This is a genomic window from Klebsiella sp. RHBSTW-00215, from assembly GCF_014103785.1.
Lineage (GTDB): Bacteria > Pseudomonadota > Gammaproteobacteria > Enterobacterales > Enterobacteriaceae > Klebsiella.
The window spans coordinates 4,920,646-4,941,705 of sequence record NZ_JABXQS010000001.1 but is presented as its reverse complement, the minus strand read 5'-3'; the positions used below and the strand labels follow the sequence as shown (position 1 = coordinate 4,941,705).

The window sequence follows — 21,060 nt, the reverse complement described above, 5'->3', positions numbered from 1 at the left end:
TAGCGGTTTAAATTTTTGGGTTTTCCCGGATAGCTTAAGCAGTAGCGGTATCGCTGGCTTTCGCTGTTTTGTCGTCATCCAGGGTCATGCGGTTCAGCTTCGGTGCCGTCAGCAGCATCAGGATAGCGATAACGCCGGTTGCTACACCAATATGCAGGAACACGCGACCGTACACTTCCAGAGACATCAGCGGGTCAGTCACGTTTTCTGGTACTGCCATCATATTCGCGACATAGCCGCCGATGAGGTTAGCGCCAGCGGTTGTCAGGAACCAACTACCCATGATGAAGCCCATCAGACGCTGTGGAACCAGCTGTGCAACCATGGCCAGGCCGAGACCGGAAATCATCAGTTCACCAATACTCTGCAGGCCGTAGCTGATAACCAGCCAGCTGACGTTAACGATACCAGCATCGCTGGCGAACTTAGCGCCCAGCGGCAGCACGAGGAACGCGCCAGAGCACAGAACCATACCAATAGCGAACTTCATCGGCATCGGTAAGGTATCGCCCATTTTGTTATAAATAGCGGCCAGAATCGGACTACCGATAATGATCCAGAATGGGTTCAGCGCCTGATACTGTTCAGGCTCGAACGCGATGCCCAGCAGCGAGTGTTCAACGTTACGAATCGCAAAGAAGTTCAGAGAAGTTGGCATCTGGCTATACAGGACGAAGAAGATAATTGCCTGCAGCATCAGAATGAATGCCACCACCATTTTACGCCGCGCGGCACCCTGCATTGCAAAGGCTTCTTTAGCGAAGATAAAGATGATACCCAGAGCGACGACGCCCAGCGCCATACGTGCAATACCCTGGTTGTGCAGCAGCCAAGTGGCGATCGCTACCAGAACCACTACACCGACGATAGTCGCCAGCAGTTTGCCAACATTTACCGGTTCGAAGTCAGGTTTAGAGCCGTACTGTTTCACCCAACGCTGGCAGAAAGCAAAGTTGATGATGGTGATCACCAGGCCTACGAAACTCAGCGCGAACGCCACGCTCCAGCCAAATTTTGCCGCCAGCCATGGCGTGGCCAGCATAGAGAAGAAGGAACCGATATTGACGGACATATAGTACATGGTAAATGCACCGTCCAGACGTGGGTCGTTCTTGTCATAGCAGGTAGAGAGCAGGGAGGACGGGTTGGCTTTAAACAGGCCGTTACCGACGGCGATAGTCGCCATACCCATATAAACGATAGAAGCATCGTGCCCGGACCAGGCGACGAGAGCGTAACCGATAGCCAGAACGATGGCACCGAGCATAATGACGCGTTTAGTGCCCAGTACTTTGTCGCCCAACCAGCCGCCGATAGCCACCAGACCGTATACCAGGGCGCTAAAGGAGGAGAACAGAGTGATAGAGTCCGCTTCTGACATACCCAGCTGTTTTACCAGGTAAACGGCCATGATCCCTTGTAGGCCGTAGAAACCAAAACGCTCCCATAACTCAATAGAGAAGATGAGATAGAACGCGCGTGGTTGTTTGAAAGCGTTCAAACTGACGCTTTCTGTTGGTTTATTGTTTGCAGTAGACACAAATACCTCTTTTTTTACATCCCATATTAACGGGGGGTGTTCGGGGCGCAATCTTAGAAGACCGCCGCCTTTATAGTTATTCTGGAGGGAAAACGGCAGGTAATGTTCACTATCCTGCCCCTTCAGGCAATAGCTTTGCAATAATCTGTTACACATATCCTGTGCGTTATAATACACCGCCTATTCAAATGTTATGCAGAGTTAAATTTCATCGTTTGACCAATGAAAGCGTTTTTATCTGCTGGGAACCGAAATTTATCGCATAATGGCAATATGTTCTGCTGTTAACGCTTGCATCCAGTCATATAGCCCATAATCCTAAAAATTGATGGGGTATTGTGTTGGCATTTAAGGGAAGGGTATTTGAATAAGCAGATTTACGCATTAATACATTAACAGTAAATTAACAAAAGCATTGGTAAGTGATCTGGATCACAAATGTATAGAAATTTTGACTCTGAAAAAAATGAATAACCTGGCTGATGGTTATATCGCCGAATAATCAGCCAGTACATAGGCGAAACTATGGCGTTAATGACGGGGAAATGAGTGATTAAACAGGGCTATAACCACAGGTTGGGTTATGGCCCTGAATTTCGTTAAGGATAGACCTTCTCTTTGAACTCGCAAAGGTCTTCGATCAGGCAAGAACCGCAGCGCGGTTTGCGAGCGATGCAGGTGTAGCGACCGTGCAGAATAAACCAGTGGTGACAGTCTACTTTGAATTCGGCAGGAACCACCTTCAACAACTTTTCTTCGACTTGTTCAACGTTTTTACCGGGGGCAAATTGTGTCCGATTGCAAACGCGGAAGATATGCGTATCAACGGCGATTGTCGGCCAGCCAAAGGCGGTATTAAGCACGACGTTGGCGGTTTTACGCCCAACGCCGGGCAGAGCTTCCAGCGCTGCTCGGTCTTCCGGTACTTCGCCGTTATGCAGTTCAAGCAGTAGCCGACAGGTTTTAATGACGTTTTCCGCTTTGCTGTTAAACAAACCGATTGTTTTGATATACGACTTAACGCCGTCAACGCCCAGCTCCAGCATCGCGGCTGGCGTGTTGGCTACTGGATAAAGCTTTGCCGTCGCTTTGTTGACGCTGACGTCGGTAGCCTGTGCTGAGAGCAACACGGCGATTAATAATTCGAACGGAGAATTGAAGTTCAGCTCCGTGGTAGGGTGCGGGTCGTTATCCCTGAGCCTGGTGAGGATCTCCAGGCGTTTACTTTTATTCATCCTAAGCCTTTCCCGTCACATCAGACGGCACAATAATTTCGGCTTCTGCCGCTTTTGCTTTGCGCTGTTTGCTACGTTCATCGATGAGGTATTTTAGCGCCAGCATCATCCCAAGGCCAATAAATGCGCCCGGCGGCAGCATCGCCAGCAGAAACGGTGTATCAGTATGAAATACTTCGATGCGCAGCACTTTAGCCCAGCTACCCAGCAGGCTATCTGCACCGTCAAATAAGGTACCGTTACCGATAATTTCGCGCATCGAGCCGAGGACAAACATGGCGCATGTTGCGCCCATGCCGATGGAAAACCCATCCAACGCCGACAGCGCCGGGCCTTTTCGGGCGGCAAAGGCTTCCGCACGTCCAACGACGATACAGTTGGTCACGATAAGCGGGATAAAGATCCCCAGCGACTGATACAGGCCAAAGGCGTAGGCGTTGATCAGCATCTGCACGACGCTCACTACCGAGGCAATGATCATCACGTAAATCGGAATACGGATCTCCGCAGGCGTCCAGCGGCGCAGGCTGGAAATCGTCAGGTTGGTCAGCGTGAGCACCAGGGTCGTCGCCAGCCCAAGTCCCAGGGCGTTGGTGGCGGTAGAGGTCACGGCCAGCAGGGGACACATCCCCAGCAGTTGAACCAGTGCGGAGTTGTTTTTCCACAACCCCTGAACAATAACGTCTTTTACTTCGCTCATGGTCTAGTCTCCACAGGCGGTGAATGTGGGAATCTGCGCAGGCAGCGTTTGTGCGTATAAACCCGCACGCTTAACGGCGTTAACCACAGCTCGCGGGGTAATCGTGGCCCCGGTAAACTGATCGAAATCACCACCGTCTTTTTTCACGGCCCAGTGACTATCGCTTTGCCCGTGAATAACTTTACCGGCAAAGAGGGTGATCCAGTCAGAAATTCTGAGCTCAATTTTATCGCCCAGGCCTGGCGTCTCGTGGTGCTCTGTGACGCGGGTACCCAGCACGGTACCTTTAAAATCGGCGGCGACTAGTAGCTGAATGACCCCGGAATAACCGTCCGGCGCGGTAGCTTCCATCACTGCGGCAATCGGCTGCTCGTTGTTTTCAGCAATCCACACTTTATGCTGACCTTTGCCCAACTCTGGCGCGGTAACCAGATAACAGCTTTTCAGCAAATCATTGTTATAAAGATTGGCCGGCATAACCTGGTCGAATAGGGCTTTTTGCTGCAGGGCGGCCTGGTCCTCAATGGTACTTTTGGTTAGCTCATTGATGGCCGCCGTCAGTCCGGTGGAGCCCGCAGCAAAGAGTGCCAGCGTAATGCCGTGTTTGCGCATGCTTTGTAACATGTTCGGGTCCTCAGCGGTGGCCATACGCGCGCGGACGCGTGTAATAGTCGATCAGTGGAACGGTAATATTTGCCAGCAGGACGGCAAAGGCGACGCCATCCGGATAGCCACCGAAGCTGCGAATCAGCCAGACCAGCAGGCCCGCCAGCGCGCCGAAGATCAGGCGTCCGCGGTTGGTGGTGGAGGCGGTCACCGGGTCGGTCAGAATAAAGAATGCGCCGAGCATCGTCGCGCCGGACAGCAGATGGATCTGCGGCGAGGCGAGGCTCTCTGGTGAGAATATCCATCCCAAAGCGGCGCAAACGGCCAGGCTCAGCAGGAAACTGACCGGGATATGCCAGCGAATGGCTTTTTGCCACAACAGGAACAGACCGCCCGCCAGATAAGCTATGTTAACCCACTGCCAGCCGAGACCAGCCAGTGCGCCACCGTAGATAGGGTATTGCAGGATCTCGTTCACTCCATGGCCGGCATGCAGTGACGTTTTGAACGTGTCCAGCGGCGTTGCCTGGCTGATACCGTCGATCCCTATGCGCAGGCTGTTCATATCGCCGCCAGCCGCGGTTTGGCCGGTAAAAATCACCCGCAGCGCATCGCTAAATCCAGGGACGTTAGCCGCAATCTCATGCGGTGGAAGCCAGGAGGTCATCTGCACCGGGAAGGAGATAAGCAGCACCACGTAGCCAATCATCGCCGGGTTAAAAGGGTTATGCCCCAAACCACCGTACAGCTGTTTGGCGATAATCACCGCGAAAGCGGTGCCCAGCACGACCATCCACCACGGGGCAAATGGCGGAATGCTGACGGCCAGCAGCAGACCGGTCAGTAGCGCCGAGTTATCGGCGAGGATCGCGGGAATATTTTGTTTACGCAGCTTAAGGATGGCGGCTTCCGCTCCCCATGCCGTCAAGGATGCAAGAATAATTTGCAGCACGGTGCCCCAGCCGAAAAACCAGGTTTGAACCACAATGCCGGGAACGGCGGCGAGCAGCACCAGCAGCATAATCCGCGAGGTCTGGCGCTGGTTGTGGGTATAAGGGGAACTTGCGATTCTGAAAACCATTTAATCCTCGTTAACTGCCTGCCGGGATGCTTTCCGGGCCTGAACGCGGGCGATTGCTTCAGCGACGGCCGCTTTACGGGCATCGTCATTGGCTGCCGACGGGGGAACTGCTTGTTGTTGTTCGGCTTTGCGGGCCTTAGCGCGGGCGATAGCGGCCTCAACCGCAGCTTTGCGTGGGTCAACCGCTGCGGCTGTTGGCTGCTCTGCGACGACAGGCTCAGCCGGAACTGCCTGCTGTTCAGCTTTGCGGGCTTTGGCGCGGGCGATAGCGGCCTCAACCGCAGCTTTGCGTGGGTCAACCGCTGCGGCTGTTGGCTGCTCTGCGACGACAGGCTCAGCCGGAACCGCCTGCTGTTCAGCTTTGCGGGCCTTAGCACGGGCGATAGCGGCTTCAACCGCTGCTTTGCGTGGGTCAACGGCTGTGGTTGTTGGCTGCTCTGCGACGACAGGCTCATCCGGAACTGCCTGCTGTTCAGCTTTGCGGGCTTTAGCACGTGCGATAGCGGCTTCGACGGCGGCTTTACGTGGATCGGCGGCGGCTGGTTGCTCAACGGCGGATTCAACCGCAGCGCTATTCTGTTCAGCTTTTCGGGCGCGCGCCTCGGCCTTGCGAGCTTCGCGAGCGGCGATAGCCTCGCTATTATCCGGTTTGGCGCCAGCCAGCACGATAATCGGCTGTGCGGCATCACGTTGTTTTTCACGAACGCGTGCCAGGGCGGCGTTAATGGCATCCTGATCTTGCACCGCCGGTTGTACCGCAGCTTGTTTATGACGCTCCTGACGCGCGGCCTTATCCCGCTCCAGGCGAGTCTGACGTGCTTCGAAGCGCGCTTTTGCTTCCACGGCACGCTTCTCTTCTTGGGCAATTGCGTAGATCTCGGCTTTTTCCTGACGGAAATACTGCACCAGTGGGATGTTACTCGGGCAAACCCAGGCGCAGGCACCACATTCGATACAATCTGCGAGGTTGTGACCGGTTGCTTTGTCGTGCTGCTGACCTTTACTAAACCAGTACAACTGTTGTGGCAGCAGATCGGCAGGACAGGCGTCGGCGCAGGCGCTACAGCGAATGCAGCCTTTTTCCTCTTCCGGCTCGCCCATTTCCGTTGCCGACGGGGCCAGCAGACAGTTGGTGATTTTTACCACCGGCACATCAAGCCACGGCAGGGTGAAGCCCATTAGCGGGCCGCCCATAATCACCATTGGCTCAGCGCTCGGGCAGAAACCGGCGTCTTTAAGCAGATGGCTGACCGGGGTACCCAGTCGCGCCCAGACGTTACCCGGACGCGAAACTGCTTCACCGGTTAGCGTGACCACACGCTCTGTCAACGGCTCGCCGTCGATCACCGCGCGTTTTACCGCATAGGCGGTACCCACGTTTTGCATCAAAACGCCGATATCAGATGAACGTCCGCCGTGGGGAACCTGTTTCCCGGTCAGGATTTGCGTCAGTTGCTTAGCGCCGCCAGACGGATATTTCGTTGGGATCACACGCAGCGCAATACCGTGGGTATCGGCTAATACCGCGCGCAGCATTGAAATTGCCTGCGGTTTATTATCTTCGATGCCGATCAGCACCTGGCTCGGTTGCAGGATATGGGCAAGGATACGAATACCGTCAACGATCTGTGCTGCGCAATCCTGCATCAGGCGATCGTCGGCGGTAATATAGGGTTCACACTCGGCAGCGTTAATGATTAAGGTGTCGATTTTGTCGCCGCCGCCGCGCAATTTCGTCCCGGTCGGGAAACCGGCACCGCCCAGTCCGGCTACGCCAAACTGGTGAATGCGCTCAATGAGGTCTTCACGCGATTTATTCTGGTAGTCGTTCCAGCCGTCGCGCTCAATCCAGCGGTCTTCACCGTCGGCATCAATAATGACGCTCATTTCCGCCAGTGCGGACGGATGAGCGGTGGAGTGCGGAGCGATGGCCGTTACGGTGCCGGAGGTCGGCGCGTGAACCGGCAGCATTCTGCCCCAGCCGCGCGTCAACGGCTGGCCGCGCAGGACGCGATCGCCCGGCTGAACGCACAACTCCCCTTCGGCGCCAATATGCTGCTTCAGCGGAATAACCAACCGCTGCGGCAGTGGGACCTGTCGCAGCGGGGTACCGTTGGACTGGGTTTTCATTTCCGGCGGATGAATACCGCCGTTGAAATCCCAGACTTTGTCTTTTCGAAAAGCGGAAAATAACTTAAACATGTTGTTCCACAGGAATAATGCGTACCGGAATGGTTTGAAGATCCCATTTCCAGGTTTCAGTCGTCGCGGCGACCGGACGCAGTTCAATACATTGTGTCGGACATGGCGCGACGCAAAGATTACAGCCGGTACAGAGGTCGCTCATCACCGTATGCATGGCACGGGTGGCACCGACGATGGCATCGACAGGGCAGGCCTGGATGCATTTCGTGCAGCCGATGCAATTTGCTTCATCGATCACCGCCAGCATCCGTACCGGCTCCAGCTCTTGCACATCGCCGTCAGTGGGCTGCGGGTCGACGTTCAACAGCGCGGCAATTTTGAGCATCACCGCTTCGCCGCCAGGGGCGCAGCAGTTGATTTTCTCACCTTGCGTGCCCACTGCTTCCGCATAGGGACGACAACCGGGGTAGCCACACTGGCCACACTGGCTCTGCGGGAGCAGGGCGTCAATTTTTTCAACTACCGGGTCATCTTCCACCTCAAAGCGGCGGGAGGCGTAGCCCAGAATTAAGCCGAAAATCAGCCCAAGCAGGCTGATGGCGACAACGGCTATCCAGACAGCGTTCATTACAACTTCACCAAACCACTAAAGCCCATAAATGCCAGCGACATTAAACCTGCGGTGACTAACGCAATGGCGTTACCGCGAAACGGCGCGGGGACATCCGCAACCACCAGACGCTCGCGAATGGAGGCGAAAAGGACCATAACCAGTGAAAAGCCAACTGCGGCAGCAAAGCCGTACAGTGCCGACTGCAGGAAGTTATGCCCAAGGTTAATGTTCAGCAGCGCCACGCCGAGCACCGCGCAGTTGGTGGTGATCAGCGGTAAGAAAATACCTAACAGGCGATACAACGCCGGACTGGTCTTACGCACCACCATCTCGGTGAATTGCACGACAACAGCGATGACCAGGATAAAGGCCAGCGTGCGCAGGTAGACCAGGTTCAGCGGGATGAGGATCCAGGTATCAATTAGCCAGGCGCAAATGGAGGCCAGCGTCATCACAAAGGTGGTGGCGAGCCCCATCCCCATAGCGGCTTCCAGTTTTTTGGAAACCCCCATAAACGGGCACAATCCAAGGAACTTCACCAGCACGAAGTTGTTAACGAGGACAGTACCCACAAAGAGCAGTAAATAATCAGCCATTATTCGACCTGAAATAGAAAAAGCCGTCTATTATCGAATAAATCGATACACGCGACAACAGGTTAACTGTGTGGTTATTACGGATTCACAAAGGTTCGTTTAACCCGCTCAGAACGCCTGAAGTAAGGCGCCAGCAGCGCAGCCGCGAGAAGAGGGAACAGCAGCTGGCGCAGTGCCAGGACGTCCGAAATCGGAGAAAAGGCAAAGGCTTTTATCGCCAACAGTAGCGTTATCAATAGCCAGATAATGTAATGTTTTGGTACACCTTTGCGCCGCTTGAAAAAGGCGATGGTCAGCCAAAGCGTGTAGTACCACATAGCAATCGAGAACGCTAAGGACGCAATCCACAGGGCAAGGTGCTCAGGACTCATATTACTCAGCAATGTATAAGTCTGGGAAGACATCAGGGCATGAGTAAAAAGAAGTAGCGACAATGAGGCGCTAAGTAGAGCAACCAGCAGCCATGCCAACGGCGCCAGAAGCCATCCGCCAATACGTTCCACAGAGTCAGAGGACATTATTACTCCCGAATTCAAAGCCAGTCATACCCGTTATACTTCAAGTTGCTTATGTGTTGGCTACGCTCGCTCACCCCAGTCACATAGTTATCTATGCTCCTGGGGACTTACTCCCTTGCCGCCTTTAAGCAACTCGAATTATTTAGGGTATATAAATAAAAGCAGGGCTGGAAGTATAAGCAACTGGCGTGAATGATTACAGTCTTTATTGCACGTAGCGCCAGACGGACTTAGGGACTTCGCCGATGTTGAACAATTTACCGCCGGAAACCAGCTCCGCCCGGCGATGGTCGGCAGCGCGATACATGTTGACGATCTCTTCGTTATCGGTCAGGGAATAGTTAAGGTGGTCAAAAAGTTTTTCCAGACTTTCCAGCGAACTGATTTTACGGAATTTTAATAAGTAGTCCTGAACGGTCATTTGCGTATCCATTTTATAATCGGAATAAATAAGTCGAATATTACCAGCTTTCAGTAAACCTGTTCTCAACCAACAAGCCTTTACTTTCTCAGGCTGTAAGGAATTATTTCGGTTGTAAATACTTATGACAAGAACAGACGGCGTTCCCGGCGTAATACAAAGAAAATTTAAGAATATTCCAGAACTGAATCAGGCGCCGGAAGGCGCCTGGGAGAGAAGATTAACGCTGTTCGCCTCGGCTGGCAATAACGTTTTGGTACCAGAAAAAACTCTTTTTTCGTTTACGCGCCAGGTTTTGCTGGTGATCGACATAGACGAACCCGTACTGCTTTTTATAGCCGTTAAGCCAGCTTAAAAGGTCGATAAAGGACCAGGGGTAGTAGCCGCGCACGTCAGCACCGAGCGCCAGCGCATTTTCCAGCGCATTAATATGGCTGCTGAGATAGTCAATGCGCGGATCGTCAACGACCTCGCCATCAATAATCGGGTCTATTGCGCCCAGTCCGTTCTCAGTAATATAAATCGGAATATCACCATAGCGCTCTTTAACCATCATGATACCGTCGGTTAACCCCTGCGGCCAAATCTCCCAGCCCCATTCGGTATAGGTGCTTTGCGGGTTGCGCACGAAGTAAAAGAGCCCATCAACCCCAGGCTCGCCGCCGGTCGGCTCTTCAGGAGGCTGCGCCGATACGGTTTCACGGCGATAGTAGTTAAGGCCGATAAAGTCACAACGGTTCTCTCGCAGCAGGGCATCGTCGCCAGCCGCAAACGCCGGGACGCCCCAGAGCGCTTGGGTTTGTTGCAGCAGCGCTTCGGGGTAGCAGCCTTTTAAGACCGGATCGTAAAGCCAGTGGGTGTGGATAGCGTCTGCCATCTCGGTCGCACGCTTATCTTCTTCGCTGTCGGTTAGCGAGGTGTGAGGTTGCAGGACGTTAACGAAGCCAATCTCGCCTTCAACGCCCATTTCACGAAAAGCTTTGATAGCCAGCGCATGGGCAATAAAGACGTGATGACAGGCCTGAATGGCGCGCGCCGGATCACGGACGGCGGGTGGGTGGAGGCCGTTAATGTAGCCGTGGCCGATAAAGACGATGGTTTCGTTAAAGGTGGCCCACAGTTTCACGCGGGAGCCAAAACGTTCGTAACAGAGACGGGCATACTCAGCGAAAGCCTCTGCCGTGCTGCGCGCTTCCCAGCCGCCTTCATCCTGCAATGCCTGCGGCAAATCCCAGTGATAGAGGGTTATCATCGGTTCAATATTATGCGCCAGCAGTTCATCAATCAGATCGCTATAAAATTGAATACCCGCTTCGTTAACTTCACCGCGGCCGTTGGGCAGCAGGCGAGGCCATGAAATAGAGAAGCGATAGCTCTGTAAGCCCATTTCCGCCATGAGAGCGACGTCTTCGCGAAAGCGATGGTAATGATCGACGGCGATATCACCGGTTGTGCCCTGAAAAGTGGTGCCCGGGAGGTGGGAATAAATATCCCAAATAGAAGGGCCTTTGCCATCGGCATCGTGTCCGCCTTCAACCTGATAAGCTGCGGTAGCGGCGCCCCATAAAAAGTGTTGCGGAAATCCGGCCATGAAGAAACTCCTTATCGAATGATAAGGTGAGTGTAATGAAAGCATGTGCAACTGTGCAACCGGTTTCTGAAACCGGTTGCACAGTTGCGAAGCGGGTCACTGTTTATTTAGACAGCGGCTTCGTCTGAACAACATCAATAGACGGTGGAGACTGGTAGTTATCAATATGATGGGCGATAACTAAAAGCAGGGCCGAAACGCCCAAAACAATCCAGCCAATAAGTTCAACAATACGATTAAAAACGTTTTCCATAACTCTAAAGCAAATAATCAAACCAGGCTGAAATGTTACTAAATGACTGAAGCAACGCAAGCGTTACCTGGCTTCAGTTGCGCAACTGGCGTAAAAACGATCAATTATTCCCATAAATAATGGCCTGAGACCTATAGTGAGTATAACGACGTTATTTCTCATTAAAGGAGTTGCAAGATGAGTGACGCTATCCGGGTTGGATTAATCGGTTACGGTTATGCGAGCAAAACCTTTCATGCGCCATTAATTAGCGGCACGCCGGGAATGACGCTGGCGGCGGTATCCAGCAGCGACGAAAGCAAAGTGCTTGCCGATTGGCCCGTAGTAAAGGTGGTTTCCGAACCGGGACAACTCTTTAGTGACCCAACCCTCGATCTGATTGTGATCCCGACGCCAAACGATACCCATTTCCCGCTGGCGAAGGCTGCGCTGGAGGCGGGTAAGCATGTGGTCGTTGATAAGCCCTTTACCGTGACGTTGTCACAAGCTCGCGAGCTGGATGCGGTTGCGAAAAGAGAAGGACGCTTGCTATCGGTGTTTCACAATCGCCGCTGGGACAGCGATTTTCTTACCGTTAAAGCGCTGATTAACGAAGGTCTGCTCGGCGAGGTAGGTTATTTCGAATCCCATTTTGACCGCTACCGGCCGCAGGTACGCAATCGCTGGCGCGAGCAAGGCGGTCCGGGCAGCGGCATCTGGTACGATCTGGGTCCACATCTTCTTGATCAGGTGGTCAACCTGTTTGGCCTTCCCGTTAGTATGAATGTCGATCTGGCGCAATTACGCCCGGGCTCGCAGTCCACCGACTATTTCCATGCTGTTCTGGCCTACCCGCAGCGTCGTGTAGTGCTGCACGGTACGCTGCTGGCTGCGGCGGAAACGGCGCGCTATATCATTCACGGTTCGCGTGGGAGCTATGTGAAATACGGCCTCGATCCGCAGGAAGAGCGGTTGAAGGGCGGCGATCGTTTGCCACAGGAAGACTGGGGATACGATATGCGCGATGGTTTACTGACGCGAGTGGAAGGTGAAGAGCGGAGCGAAGAGTCGTGGTTAACGCTGCCGGGCAATTATCCGGCTTACTATGCGGCGATTCGCGATGCTCTTAACGGGAGCGGCGACAACCCGGTCCCGGCGGGCCAGGCTATCCATATTATGGAGTTGATCGAACTGGGTCTGGAGTCGGCCAGACATCGGGCGACCCTAACTCTGTCTTGATAAAAAAGCCCGGCAGCCCAGACCGGGCCAAAGATTATGCCTGCTGTACGCGCGCAATCAGTGCTGCTTTTTCCTGTGGGCTTAAAAAAGCGAGTTCCAGACCATTCACCTGCGCCTGACGAATTTGCTCGCGGCTCAGGCCTGCAGCAGGGGCCGCGACGGTATATTCGTGGATAATATCAACGCCCTGTACGGCCGGGTCGTCAGTGTTAATGCAGGCCAGCACGCCATGTTCCAGGAACGTTTTCAGCGGATGCTGGGCCAGTGAGGGCACGGTACTGGTCTGGATATTTGACGTCAGGCAGGACTCAATACCGATACGCTGCGCGGCGAGATAATCCATCAGCGCCAGATCTTGTACCGCTTTTACGCCGTGACCGATACGTTCCGCGCCCAGCTCACGAATCGCCTGCCAGATGCTTTCCGGGCCTGCGGCTTCTCCCGCGTGCACGGTAATGCGCCAACCCGCATCGCGGGCGCGGCTGAAGTGTTCCATAAACAGATTGCCAGGAAAACCGAGTTCATCTCCGGCGAGGTCGAGGGCAGTAATGCCATCGCGGTGGGCAAGCAGGGCTTCCAGCTCTTCCTGACACGCAGCTTCACCGAAGGTGCGGCTCAGAATACCGATCAGACGCGCTTCAACGTTAAAATCGCGGCTACCTTCTTTTACGCCGGCGATGACCGCTTCTACCACGCCTGCAACCGGCAGCTGGTGCGTCATTGCCATATAGCGCGGGGAGAAGCGCAGTTCAACATAGTGCAGGCCATTTCGCGCCGCATCCTCAAGGTTTTCGTAAGCAACGCGGCGGCAGGCTTCCAGCGAGGCCAGCACTTTTACGCCCCAATCCAGCTTAGAGAGAAAACTCACCAGGTCAGGTTCATTGCTGGTGACCTGTACGTGCGGGCGCAGGGTATCAAGAGTGTTTGCTGGAAGAGAAAGATTGAACTGACGGCCAAGATCGAGGATGGTTTGGGCCCGGATATTGCCATCAAGGTGGCGGTGAATGTCGGTTAGTGGCAAAGTTGAATCAATCATGGTCGCACTCTTTTTTTAGTTAAAGTGCGCACTATTGTACATCAGAGCGATAAACGGTTAAAAGCTCTGAAAAATACCGAATAAATCAATGGAAAAGAGAAAAAGCAGGGAGGATTACCCTTTTCAGTGCATGGGCGACGGTAGCGTTCATAGCAAAACGCTATTAATCATAGTGAAACAGTCTTTAATTTTGTCAGTGAGATTTTTTATAGTCTCCGGTACTAGTTTTCCTGCAATGAGTGGCAGGCTATTTTAAAAAGGACCCTGGGGATATGGTTTTCATGTTAAAAAAAATCACGGTATCTCTGGCTGTGGCAAGCGCACTGTTGCTGAGCGGCTGCAAACCTTCTGAGCAGGACCCCAATCACGTCAAAGTGGGGATTAGCGCGGGCGTTGACCAGGAAGTGTGGGCGGTGGCGCAAAAAGTCGCAAAAGAGAAATACAATCTCGATGTTGAAGTCGTGACGTTTAATGATTTCGTTCTTCCCAACGAGGCGCTCAACAACGGTGACCTGGATGCTAATGCTTTCCAGCACAAGCCCTATCTGGATAAACAGATTCAGGAGCGCGGTTACAAACTGGTTGAAGTGGGGACGACGTTTGTTTATCCGATAGCCGCCTACTCGAAGAAAATCAATTCAGTCGCCCAGCTGCAAGATGGCGCGCAGGTCGCGGTGCCGAATGACCCGACCAACCTTGGACGTGCGCTGCTTCTGCTGCAAAAACAGGGGCTCATTACGCTTAAAGATGGCGTCGGGCTGTTGCCGACCTCGCTGGATATTATCAGCAACCCGAAAAATCTGAAGATTGTTGAAATTGAGGCCCCGCAGCTAACCCGCGCGCTGGACGACCAGCAGATAACGATGGCGATCATCAATACCACCTTCTCAAGTCAGGTGGGGCTGTCACCGTCGCGCAATGGCCTGTTTGTCGAAAGCAAAGACTCGCCTTACGTCAACATCTTCGCCAGTCGCATCGAAAACAAAGACAGTGAAAAGGTGAAAAACCTGGTAAAAGCCTATCAAAGCGATGAAGTCGCCGCTGCGGCGGAGGAGCTTTATAAAGGTGATGCGGTGAAAGGCTGGTAATCCTGTGAAATACCCGGCCCGGTAAGGCGTTAGACGCCGCCGGGCCTGTTGGCTCGCGCCTATTTTTGAATTAAATAACGAATAGTTGGCCCGTCCTGCTGGATATCAAGCACGGTGTAGCCATGATTTTTCGCATCCAGCGGGATATTGTTAATCGACTGCGGACAGTCGCTGACCACTTCCAGAATTTCGCCTTTCTTTAACGAAGGCAGAGCTTCCAGAGTGGCGATTGCCGGATAGGGGCAGGGTTCGCCAACCATATCGAGGCGATAATCAGGAACGATAGTTTTCATGCTGTCTCCTTAATGGACGCGGCGGTGAGGGACTTGCGCCGGAAAAAGTGTTTCTCCCAGGCGATGACCAAAATTAGCGCGATAAGCAGCAGAAGATAGGTTACCAGCAGGCCGCCGAAGGGGCCAAATGTCGCTAACAGATTGATTTTATCCCAGTTGGTTGCCAGCACCGGTGATAGCCCATCCCAGTAATAAGCAAGGATAGTTGAGCCAATAACGTTTCCCAATCCGACCCACCAGAAATGCACCTGTCCCTCAACTGCACGGTACATCCAGCCGGTTTCACAGCCGCCCGCCAGCACGATGCCGAAGCCAAACAGCAGGCCGCCGATGACCGCATTAGGGCCCGCCCACATAATTTTCGGCTCCATGCCAAGCTGCACGTAGCTAAAAATCCCAATAGCGCTGGCGGCCATACCGAAAATAATCGCCTTCGCCATATTGGTACGCCCGGTGATCCACATATCGCGGAAAGCGGAAGTAAAGCAGATCTGCGCTCGTTCAATCAGCAGGCCAAATCCAACGCCGAACAGCATGGCCAGACCGAGCTTAGGTTGATTCGCAGCCGTCAGCAGTCCCCAGGCGATCATGGCGAAAAAAACCAGCATTCCAAGGCGGAAACGACGTCGCGCCTGATCTGGCTTTTGCGTTAAAGGCGACGCGCTAGAGACCTTTTGCATCTTCACCGGAATGCGAAAAATAGGTAGCAAGGTAAAGCGCGCGCCGAACCAGGTGCCGATGGCGGTAGCGATGGCAAAGAACCAGGCATGCAGAGAAAACTGCGGAATGCCGGTGAAGAATGCTGCCAGATTACAACCCATCGCCAGACGCGCGCCGAAACCGGCGATTATCCCCCCGGCGATAGCCTGGAGAATACGAACCCGGCTGCGCGGAAAGCGTAGCTTAACGTTGTTGGCCCACAGTGCTGCGGCGAAGCAGCCGCCGAACATGCCGATAATCATCATGCCGTCGATGCGGGTTAGCGGTGTTCCCTCAAGATGAATCAGTTTGTAGTAGCCCCACTGTTCGCTGTGTACGCCGACCAGTTGCAATAACTGTCCGCCCCAGCGAGTAAATTCGCCAGTGACTGCCCAGAAGGTACCGGTAATACCGAAGTAGTAGGTAGAGAGAATGCCGGCGGCGATAACTGCGGGAACGGGTGACCAGAACTTAATCAGCCACGCTTGTTTGAATTGTTGCCATGTCATGAAAATGCCTCTGAACTCAGAAGGTTTATACTCTAAATAATTCGAGTTGCAGGCAGGCGGCAAGTAAGTGAATCCCCGGGAGCTTACTTAAGTAAGTGACAGGGGTGAACGAACGTAGCCAACGAACATGCAACTTGAAGTATGACGGGTATATTACCCGTATCGGGTTGGAGAGGCGCAATAATACGCCGTTTGAGCAGTTAAAACTCTCGACGGGATCAAAGTGAGGCGATGATATGAAGGTAAAAGGCCACGCGTTGTGGCCTTTTACAAGCGGCTATCCACTGCTTTATCGAGGTGATGATGGATTGTCAGCTTATTCTTATATTAATTGAATCCGAGGCGAACGAGGCCTAGCGGGCAATATAATCCCTCACGGCCTTCAATTTCCACGCAATCTGAGCGACGGAGCTGCTCTGCCGTTTTGCCGCTCCCGTGAATGGCCTTAATAACGCCCGTCGCGCCATTGTCGGCTACCATAACCATACTGCCTGTCGAGATAGCGTTACGGTTACGATCGTAAGTTTTCATGGTTTCCTCCTTTCTAAGTCTATTTTGACGGGATGGTTAAAACGGCATTTTAATACACCTATGGGGAAGAATTTTTTTTGAGTTTTGTCAAAATAATGAACGGTTTTTCGCTAAAAATATAATAGGGTAGATTGGTTAAATTTAAAGTCTGATTATTCCTAGGGGGTATGGCGCTGAGCAATAAAGGAGCATTTCATTCAGGTTACCGTTTTATGAACGGATTATTACACTTGTCAGGGGCGGGATAATAGCGAAAGATAACCTTCTTCGGGCTTAATTAGCGCTCACTGAGGATCCTGAGGGATATATGAGTCAAGACGTCACCAGTAAGATGTTAAAGCCTGATTTTGATATGGAAGTATCCGGCTTAGTGCACGGATATGTCTTTCGTGAAGGGAGTTTACCCCTGCGGATCACCTCAAATGAGGTTTGTACCCAATATCAACAACTGGATAAGGAAAATGATTTTGTCTGGCTGCATCTGAATCTCAATCATGCAACCGCTGAGAAGTGGCTCAAAAGTCAGTTTACCGTGGCTGACTTTTTCTTTGAAGAGATCCGTGGCGGTTCCCACACCACGAGGATTGAACGGCAGGGCGAAAATTTGTATGCCGTTCTGAACGATGTCATTTTTCATCCCAAGGATACCGGCTCGGAAACCTCGACGCTGTGGTTATATTGCAGCCAGAAGCTGGTGGTGACCGCCCGCTATAAGCCGCTGCGCTTTATTGAATGGATGCTCCCGCGCTTGCAAACCCTCAAAGTGAATTCATCGACCGAACTGCTTGCTTTTTTGCTGGAAGAGCAAGAAGAAGTTCTCGAGCAGGTGGTTCGTCAGGCCAGCCAGCATGTGGATGTGATTGAAGAGCGCTTGCTAAGTAATCATGTCCAGCGTAATCGCGCCGATCTGGCGCGTCTGCGGCGAATGCTGCTGCGCTTTCAGCGTCTGTTAGCGCCCGAACCGGCGGCGATGTTCCGCTTACTTAACCGTCCCCCGGCGTGGATCGACCGCTCAGTGGTGCAGGAATTTCGCCAGTTCACCGAAGAGTTTACCGTGGTGCTGAACGATCTTTCCGGATTGATTGAGCGGATCAGCTTGCTACAGGAGGAGATCAGCGCCAGACAGCTCGAACAAAGCAACCGCACGCTCTACACCCTGACGGTGATTACCGTGCTTGCGTTGCCAATTAATATCGTCGCGGGCTTTTTTGGAATGAACGTCGGTGGAATACCGCTATCGACCAACCATCATGGTTTTATTTGGCTGGTGGTGATTGTCGCCGTATTTACGATTGGAGCTGGATATTTGGCTTTTCGGCGGCGGGATGAGCTTTAACGACAGCGGTAGCGGGTTGACCGCTACCGTTTTCGTCGTTTAACGCGCGGTCAGCGCAGCGAGCGCAGGGCGGCAATCAGCCCCTGAACGCCTTTTTCTAGCTTCTCGCGTGGGCAACCCGCATTCAGGCGGACAAAACCCTTTCCTTCATCACCGTAAGTGTAGCCGGGCATAATGGCCACTTTCTGCTCTTCAATTAACGCTTTTTGCAAAGCCTGATCATCAACGCCCAGCGGACGCAGGTCAATCCACGCCAGATAGGTTGCCTGCGGCGGCTGCCAGCTTAGCTCGGGGAAAGCGAGATTGAGTTCATGGGCGATGTAGCGCAGGTTTTCTTGCAGATACTCGCGCAGAGCGTCAAGCCAGGCAGCCCCTTCACGATAGGCGGCAACATGGGCGATCAGCGCCGGAACGGAAGGGGAAGAGAGACCGTCGCGGTTCTTGAGCGCCTGTAAATAGCTTTCACGTGTGGTGCTATCGTCAATTAACCCGTATGCACCGGTAAAAGCCGGAATATTGAAGCTTTTTGATCCGGAAGTGAACAGCGCCCACGGGCCGCGAGCGACATCGCACCATGGGGTATGCTGATGTTCAGCCCACACCATATCCATATGGATCTCGTCGCTGATCACCTTCACGCCATGCTTTTCGCACAAATGCGCCATGGTTTCCAGCTCTTCGCGGGTCCAGACTTTGCCGGTTGGGTTTTGGGGACTGCACAGTAGCAGGACCTTATTACGTGGTTGAGCCAGTATCTGCTCAAATTCGGCCATATCACAACGCCATTGGCCGTTGTCGAGCGTTAGCGGAGCCGGGGCAATGCTCCGCTGGTTGCCTTCAATAGTCTTATAAAACGCGTCATAAGCTGGCGTATGCACCACGATACCGTCGCCAGGCTCGGACCATTGGCGAATCATCTCCGCCACCATATAGATAACTGACGGCCCGTAAACAATGGCTTCACGGTTGATTGGACTATGAAAACGGCTGGCGAACCAGTAGCTCACCGCGCTAAGGAATTCATCATTTTTCCAGCGACTATAGCCAAAAACGCCGTGCGCCAGACGCTTGCTAACGGCATCCAGAATGCAGGGGGCGGTGGCAAAATCCATATCCGAGATAGTAAATGGTAGCAAGTCGGCGGTACCGAAGCGGTCGGCAACGTAATCCCATTGCGTACACCAGGTGCCGTGACGGTCAACCGGCGTTGAAAAATCAAACATCTGAACTTCCTTAATCAGAGTCTCCCTTCGGTAACGAAGGGGGAGCGGAACTTAAGCCTCAACGGCATTTATCAAATAGCCCTCTGGATTCGCTTTCAGAGCTGACGGAATCGCCGCAGCATTTTACGCTGATTTACCGGTGATGCAGGTGACGGATTTCTCAAATGCGACAGTGTCAGTAATGTGAAATAGCCCCTCGTAAGGGGCTATTTGTTGTTGTTTACTGCTGCGGGGCGGCGGGCGGAACCACCTCTTGCGGAGTGGTTTCTTGTGGCAGGGTTTCCTGCGGTGCAGGTTCCGACACAGCAGGAAGCTCTAAGCCAAACATGCCGGCAAACTCATCCAGCGGCATTTTCTGACCGTTGAGCGTCACCTGACCGTCAGCGTACTGCAGGCTGGAGGTGATGGCGTTATCTTCCATGGTGGTGATGCGGAACATCTGGCCCATCGCCGCCAGGCCTTTCACCTGCTGGTCAGCCAGTTTGGCGGCGTCTGCGGGCTGATAGCCTTCAAGCCCGGCAATTTGGGTCATAAAGGCGGTTGCCATATCCACAGGGATCACCAGCTTGCCGTCGAGAGACTTGACGCTACGATCCACTTCATCGGCCAGGGTCTGCGGCGGTGTTGTGTTTTGCGACGGGTCTTGCAACAGAATGGAGAAATTGAGCGTCGTTTCGCCTTTCGCATTACGCCAGCTCAGCGGTGCGATGGTCAGCGAAGGATTACCTTTGAGCATCATCGGCAGCGTGCTAAAGAAGGTTTGCGTCAGCGCCTGCTGGTACAGCTCCGGGTTCTGCGCCAACTGCGGGTTTGCCATCAGCGCCTGCGCTTCGGCGTTATATTTTTGGCTGAACTCGTGGAAAGCCTGGCCATCAATATTATCCAGCTTCAGGGTTAGCCTGCCGCTACCGATATCCTGATTTTGCAGCTTCAGGCTGTTGACGGTGTAATCCAGCTGGCTATTAATGCCTTTCCCGTCGGCGGTCAGCGTGGAATTGCCGTCGACCTTCATCCCTTCAAACAGCGCCAGCTCTTTGCCTTCAACGCCAATTGACAGTTTTTCCAGCGAGATGGCTTGTTTGCCAATGCGCTCGTTGAAGCTGGCCATCTCGGTGGTGCCATCGGTTTTCAGGTTATTAAAGATGACCTGAATCTTCTGATTGTACTCGTTAACCGCGTTGATCTGCCCGCTGCCCGCTTCACCGCTCAGATTGATGGTTTTACCTTCGCGGTCAGAATCCAGTTGGAACTGCCCGCCGCTGAAAGTCACCTTCTCATCGCCTTTCGCGTAATCCAGTGGATTGAGCACAATCGCGGACTGATTATCGCCGCTGTAGGCGATGCGGGTATCGATGGTAAACGGCGTTTCGCCTTTCGCGATGTCGAACAGCGCCTTGCTGGCGTCGTTATTGACTAACGTGGTTTTGACGGAGGCCATCGATGGCGCGAGGTTAAAGTTTTTCAGTGAGGCCAGCGGGAAGGGGCCGTGATCGACGACTTCGTCAAAGACCAACGATTGTCCGGCAGCAAGCCAGCGGGTCTCTTTACCGGCAATCGGTTTAACCACCAGCTGTAAATGGCTGCTGAACAGACCGCGTTGGTAGTCCTGATAAGTCAGCTCAACGCCTGCCTGCGGTGCGCTGCTTTGTAACTGAGCATTGGCCTGTTGCACCATATCGGCAATACGGCTCTCCAATTGCTTTCCGGTGTACCAGGAGCCGCCGGTCCAGACGACGGCCAACGCGATGATAACTCCTGCTGCGATCAGCGATTTTTTCATAGCATTTGTCCATAAATGAAACCAGGCGGATCGGGCCGCCTGGTTGTG

21 protein-coding genes are annotated in these 21,060 nt (G+C 53.3%); 3 read left to right on the top strand and 18 right to left on the bottom strand.

Translation table 11 applies throughout. The features are described 5' to 3' along the window. Positions 1-34: 34 nt before the first annotated feature. The 12 genes from dtpA to blr all read right to left on the bottom strand — a co-directional run bounded on the left by dtpA (position 35) and on the right by blr (position 11,299). Positions 35-1,540 (bottom strand): dipeptide/tripeptide permease DtpA, encoded by a 1,506-nt coding sequence (gene dtpA / locus HV127_RS23575; RefSeq protein WP_182239181.1) that lies wholly within the window; start codon positions 1,538-1,540, stop codon positions 35-37. Positions 1,541-2,139: 599 nt separating this feature from the next. After that, positions 2,140-2,775, bottom strand: coding sequence for an endonuclease III (gene nth / locus HV127_RS23570; RefSeq protein WP_112214393.1), 636 nt, complete (start codon positions 2,773-2,775; stop codon positions 2,140-2,142). Position 2,776: 1 nt separating this feature from the next. Beyond that, entirely contained in the window at positions 2,777-3,475 is a 699-nt protein-coding gene (locus HV127_RS23565; RefSeq protein WP_182239179.1) for an electron transport complex subunit E, read from the bottom strand. Positions 3,476-3,478: 3 nt separating this feature from the next. Further along, the gene (gene rsxG / locus HV127_RS23560; protein WP_182239177.1) at positions 3,479-4,099 is read right to left on the bottom strand and encodes an electron transport complex subunit RsxG; all 621 of its coding nucleotides are present in this window, start codon (positions 4,097-4,099) and stop codon (positions 3,479-3,481) included. A gap of 10 nt (positions 4,100-4,109) precedes the next feature. After that, positions 4,110-5,162: an electron transport complex subunit RsxD gene (gene rsxD / locus HV127_RS23555; protein ID WP_182239175.1), complete on the bottom strand. Its 1,053-nt coding sequence runs from the start codon at positions 5,160-5,162 to the stop codon at positions 4,110-4,112. Beyond that, positions 5,163-7,364, bottom strand: coding sequence for an electron transport complex subunit RsxC (gene rsxC, locus HV127_RS23550; protein WP_182239173.1), 2,202 nt, complete (start codon positions 7,362-7,364; stop codon positions 5,163-5,165). After that, positions 7,357-7,935, bottom strand: coding sequence for an electron transport complex subunit RsxB (rsxB, locus tag HV127_RS23545; protein ID WP_182239171.1), 579 nt, complete (start codon positions 7,933-7,935; stop codon positions 7,357-7,359). Before rsxB ends, rsxC begins: the two co-directional genes overlap by 8 nt. Continuing rightward, complete coding sequence (gene rsxA, locus HV127_RS23540; protein WP_110273996.1) at positions 7,935-8,516, bottom strand: electron transport complex subunit RsxA; 582 nt, start codon at positions 8,514-8,516, stop codon at positions 7,935-7,937. The genes rsxB and rsxA overlap by 1 nt, the downstream gene beginning before the upstream one ends. A gap of 77 nt (positions 8,517-8,593) precedes the next feature. Further along, positions 8,594-9,034, bottom strand: a complete 441-nt coding sequence (locus tag HV127_RS23535) for a DUF2569 domain-containing protein (RefSeq protein ID WP_112214389.1) — start codon at positions 9,032-9,034, stop codon at positions 8,594-8,596. A 205-nt stretch (positions 9,035-9,239) separates the two neighbouring features. Next, positions 9,240-9,455 carry a transcription modulator YdgT gene (gene ydgT, locus HV127_RS23530; protein WP_004134363.1) on the bottom strand — a complete coding sequence of 72 codons (216 nt, stop codon included), beginning with the start codon at positions 9,453-9,455 and terminating at the stop codon, positions 9,240-9,242. A 220-nt stretch (positions 9,456-9,675) separates the two neighbouring features. Then, a complete protein-coding gene (locus tag HV127_RS23525; RefSeq protein WP_182239169.1) occupies positions 9,676-11,046 on the bottom strand; it encodes a GH1 family beta-glucosidase in 1,371 nt (456 codons plus the stop codon). Positions 11,047-11,149: 103 nt separating this feature from the next. Beyond that, positions 11,150-11,299, bottom strand: coding sequence for a division septum protein Blr (blr, locus tag HV127_RS23520; RefSeq protein WP_112214386.1), 150 nt, complete (start codon positions 11,297-11,299; stop codon positions 11,150-11,152). Positions 11,300-11,476: 177 nt separating this feature from the next. Here blr and HV127_RS23515 point away from each other — a divergent pair, with 177 nt between their 5' ends. Continuing rightward, positions 11,477-12,517: an oxidoreductase gene (locus HV127_RS23515; protein ID WP_182239166.1), complete on the top strand. Its 1,041-nt coding sequence runs from the start codon at positions 11,477-11,479 to the stop codon at positions 12,515-12,517. A 34-nt stretch (positions 12,518-12,551) separates the two neighbouring features. On the opposite strand, the gene add is transcribed toward HV127_RS23515, so the two are convergent. Then, entirely contained in the window at positions 12,552-13,553 is a 1,002-nt protein-coding gene (gene add / locus HV127_RS23510; RefSeq protein WP_182239164.1) for an adenosine deaminase, read from the bottom strand. A gap of 272 nt (positions 13,554-13,825) precedes the next feature. Here add and metQ point away from each other — a divergent pair, with 272 nt between their 5' ends. After that, positions 13,826-14,641 carry a methionine ABC transporter substrate-binding lipoprotein MetQ gene (gene metQ / locus HV127_RS23505; protein ID WP_182239162.1) on the top strand — a complete coding sequence of 272 codons (816 nt, stop codon included), beginning with the start codon at positions 13,826-13,828 and terminating at the stop codon, positions 14,639-14,641. 59 nt (positions 14,642-14,700) lie between these two features. On the opposite strand, the gene yedF is transcribed toward metQ, so the two are convergent. The 3 genes from yedF to ydfZ all read right to left on the bottom strand — a co-directional run bounded on the left by yedF (position 14,701) and on the right by ydfZ (position 16,673). After that, positions 14,701-14,934: a sulfurtransferase-like selenium metabolism protein YedF gene (gene yedF / locus HV127_RS23500; RefSeq protein WP_110274012.1), complete on the bottom strand. Its 234-nt coding sequence runs from the start codon at positions 14,932-14,934 to the stop codon at positions 14,701-14,703. Beyond that, on the bottom strand, positions 14,931-16,142 hold the full coding sequence (gene yedE, locus HV127_RS23495) for a selenium metabolism membrane protein YedE/FdhT (RefSeq protein ID WP_110274013.1): 1,212 nt from the start codon (positions 16,140-16,142) through the stop codon (positions 14,931-14,933). The genes yedF and yedE overlap by 4 nt, the downstream gene beginning before the upstream one ends. 327 nt (positions 16,143-16,469) lie before the next feature. Further along, positions 16,470-16,673 carry a putative selenium delivery protein YdfZ gene (gene ydfZ / locus HV127_RS23490; RefSeq protein ID WP_110274014.1) on the bottom strand — a complete coding sequence of 68 codons (204 nt, stop codon included), beginning with the start codon at positions 16,671-16,673 and terminating at the stop codon, positions 16,470-16,472. A gap of 307 nt (positions 16,674-16,980) precedes the next feature. On the opposite strand from ydfZ, the gene HV127_RS23485 reads away from it, so the two are divergent. Continuing rightward, the gene (locus HV127_RS23485; protein ID WP_182239160.1) at positions 16,981-18,009 is read left to right on the top strand and encodes a CorA family divalent cation transporter; all 1,029 of its coding nucleotides are present in this window, start codon (positions 16,981-16,983) and stop codon (positions 18,007-18,009) included. Positions 18,010-18,059: 50 nt separating this feature from the next. Here HV127_RS23485 and HV127_RS23480 read toward each other — a convergent pair whose 3' ends face one another. Together HV127_RS23480 and HV127_RS23475 are read right to left on the bottom strand one after the other, a co-directional pair. Continuing rightward, complete coding sequence (locus HV127_RS23480) at positions 18,060-19,232, bottom strand: MalY/PatB family protein (RefSeq protein WP_182239158.1); 1,173 nt, start codon at positions 19,230-19,232, stop codon at positions 18,060-18,062. Positions 19,233-19,452: 220 nt separating this feature from the next. Beyond that, positions 19,453-21,012, bottom strand: coding sequence for a YdgA family protein (locus HV127_RS23475; protein WP_182239156.1), 1,560 nt, complete (start codon positions 21,010-21,012; stop codon positions 19,453-19,455). Positions 21,013-21,060 lie beyond the last annotated feature (48 nt).

What these genes read in the sequence shown, in the direction of transcription:
- nth (WP_112214393.1), bottom strand. Translation starts at nt 2,775, where the DNA reads ATGAATAAAAGTAAACGCCTGGAGATCCTCACCAGGCTCAGGGATAAC.
- HV127_RS23565 (WP_182239179.1), bottom strand. Translation starts at nt 3,475, where the DNA reads ATGAGCGAAGTAAAAGACGTTATTGTTCAGGGGTTGTGGAAAAACAAC.
- rsxG (WP_182239177.1), bottom strand. Translation starts at nt 4,099, where the DNA reads ATGTTACAAAGCATGCGCAAACACGGCATTACGCTGGCACTCTTTGCT.
- rsxD (WP_182239175.1), bottom strand. Translation starts at nt 5,162, where the DNA reads ATGGTTTTCAGAATCGCAAGTTCCCCTTATACCCACAACCAGCGCCAG.
- rsxC (WP_182239173.1), bottom strand. Translation starts at nt 7,364, where the DNA reads ATGTTTAAGTTATTTTCCGCTTTTCGAAAAGACAAAGTCTGGGATTTC.
- rsxB (WP_182239171.1), bottom strand. Translation starts at nt 7,935, where the DNA reads ATGAACGCTGTCTGGATAGCCGTTGTCGCCATCAGCCTGCTTGGGCTG.
- rsxA (WP_110273996.1), bottom strand. Translation starts at nt 8,516, where the DNA reads ATGGCTGATTATTTACTGCTCTTTGTGGGTACTGTCCTCGTTAACAAC.
- HV127_RS23535 (WP_112214389.1), bottom strand. Translation starts at nt 9,034, where the DNA reads ATGTCCTCTGACTCTGTGGAACGTATTGGCGGATGGCTTCTGGCGCCG.
- ydgT (WP_004134363.1), bottom strand. Translation starts at nt 9,455, where the DNA reads ATGACCGTTCAGGACTACTTATTAAAATTCCGTAAAATCAGTTCGCTG.
- HV127_RS23525 (WP_182239169.1), bottom strand. Translation starts at nt 11,046, where the DNA reads ATGGCCGGATTTCCGCAACACTTTTTATGGGGCGCCGCTACCGCAGCT.
- blr (WP_112214386.1), bottom strand. Translation starts at nt 11,299, where the DNA reads ATGGAAAACGTTTTTAATCGTATTGTTGAACTTATTGGCTGGATTGTT.
- HV127_RS23515 (WP_182239166.1), top strand. Translation starts at nt 11,477, where the DNA reads ATGAGTGACGCTATCCGGGTTGGATTAATCGGTTACGGTTATGCGAGC.
- add (WP_182239164.1), bottom strand. Translation starts at nt 13,553, where the DNA reads ATGATTGATTCAACTTTGCCACTAACCGACATTCACCGCCACCTTGAT.
- metQ (WP_182239162.1), top strand. Translation starts at nt 13,826, where the DNA reads ATGGTTTTCATGTTAAAAAAAATCACGGTATCTCTGGCTGTGGCAAGC.
- yedF (WP_110274012.1), bottom strand. Translation starts at nt 14,934, where the DNA reads ATGAAAACTATCGTTCCTGATTATCGCCTCGATATGGTTGGCGAACCC.
- yedE (WP_110274013.1), bottom strand. Translation starts at nt 16,142, where the DNA reads ATGACATGGCAACAATTCAAACAAGCGTGGCTGATTAAGTTCTGGTCA.
- ydfZ (WP_110274014.1), bottom strand. Translation starts at nt 16,673, where the DNA reads ATGAAAACTTACGATCGTAACCGTAACGCTATCTCGACAGGCAGTATG.
- HV127_RS23485 (WP_182239160.1), top strand. Translation starts at nt 16,981, where the DNA reads ATGAGTCAAGACGTCACCAGTAAGATGTTAAAGCCTGATTTTGATATG.
- HV127_RS23480 (WP_182239158.1), bottom strand. Translation starts at nt 19,232, where the DNA reads ATGTTTGATTTTTCAACGCCGGTTGACCGTCACGGCACCTGGTGTACG.
- HV127_RS23475 (WP_182239156.1), bottom strand. Translation starts at nt 21,012, where the DNA reads ATGAAAAAATCGCTGATCGCAGCAGGAGTTATCATCGCGTTGGCCGTC.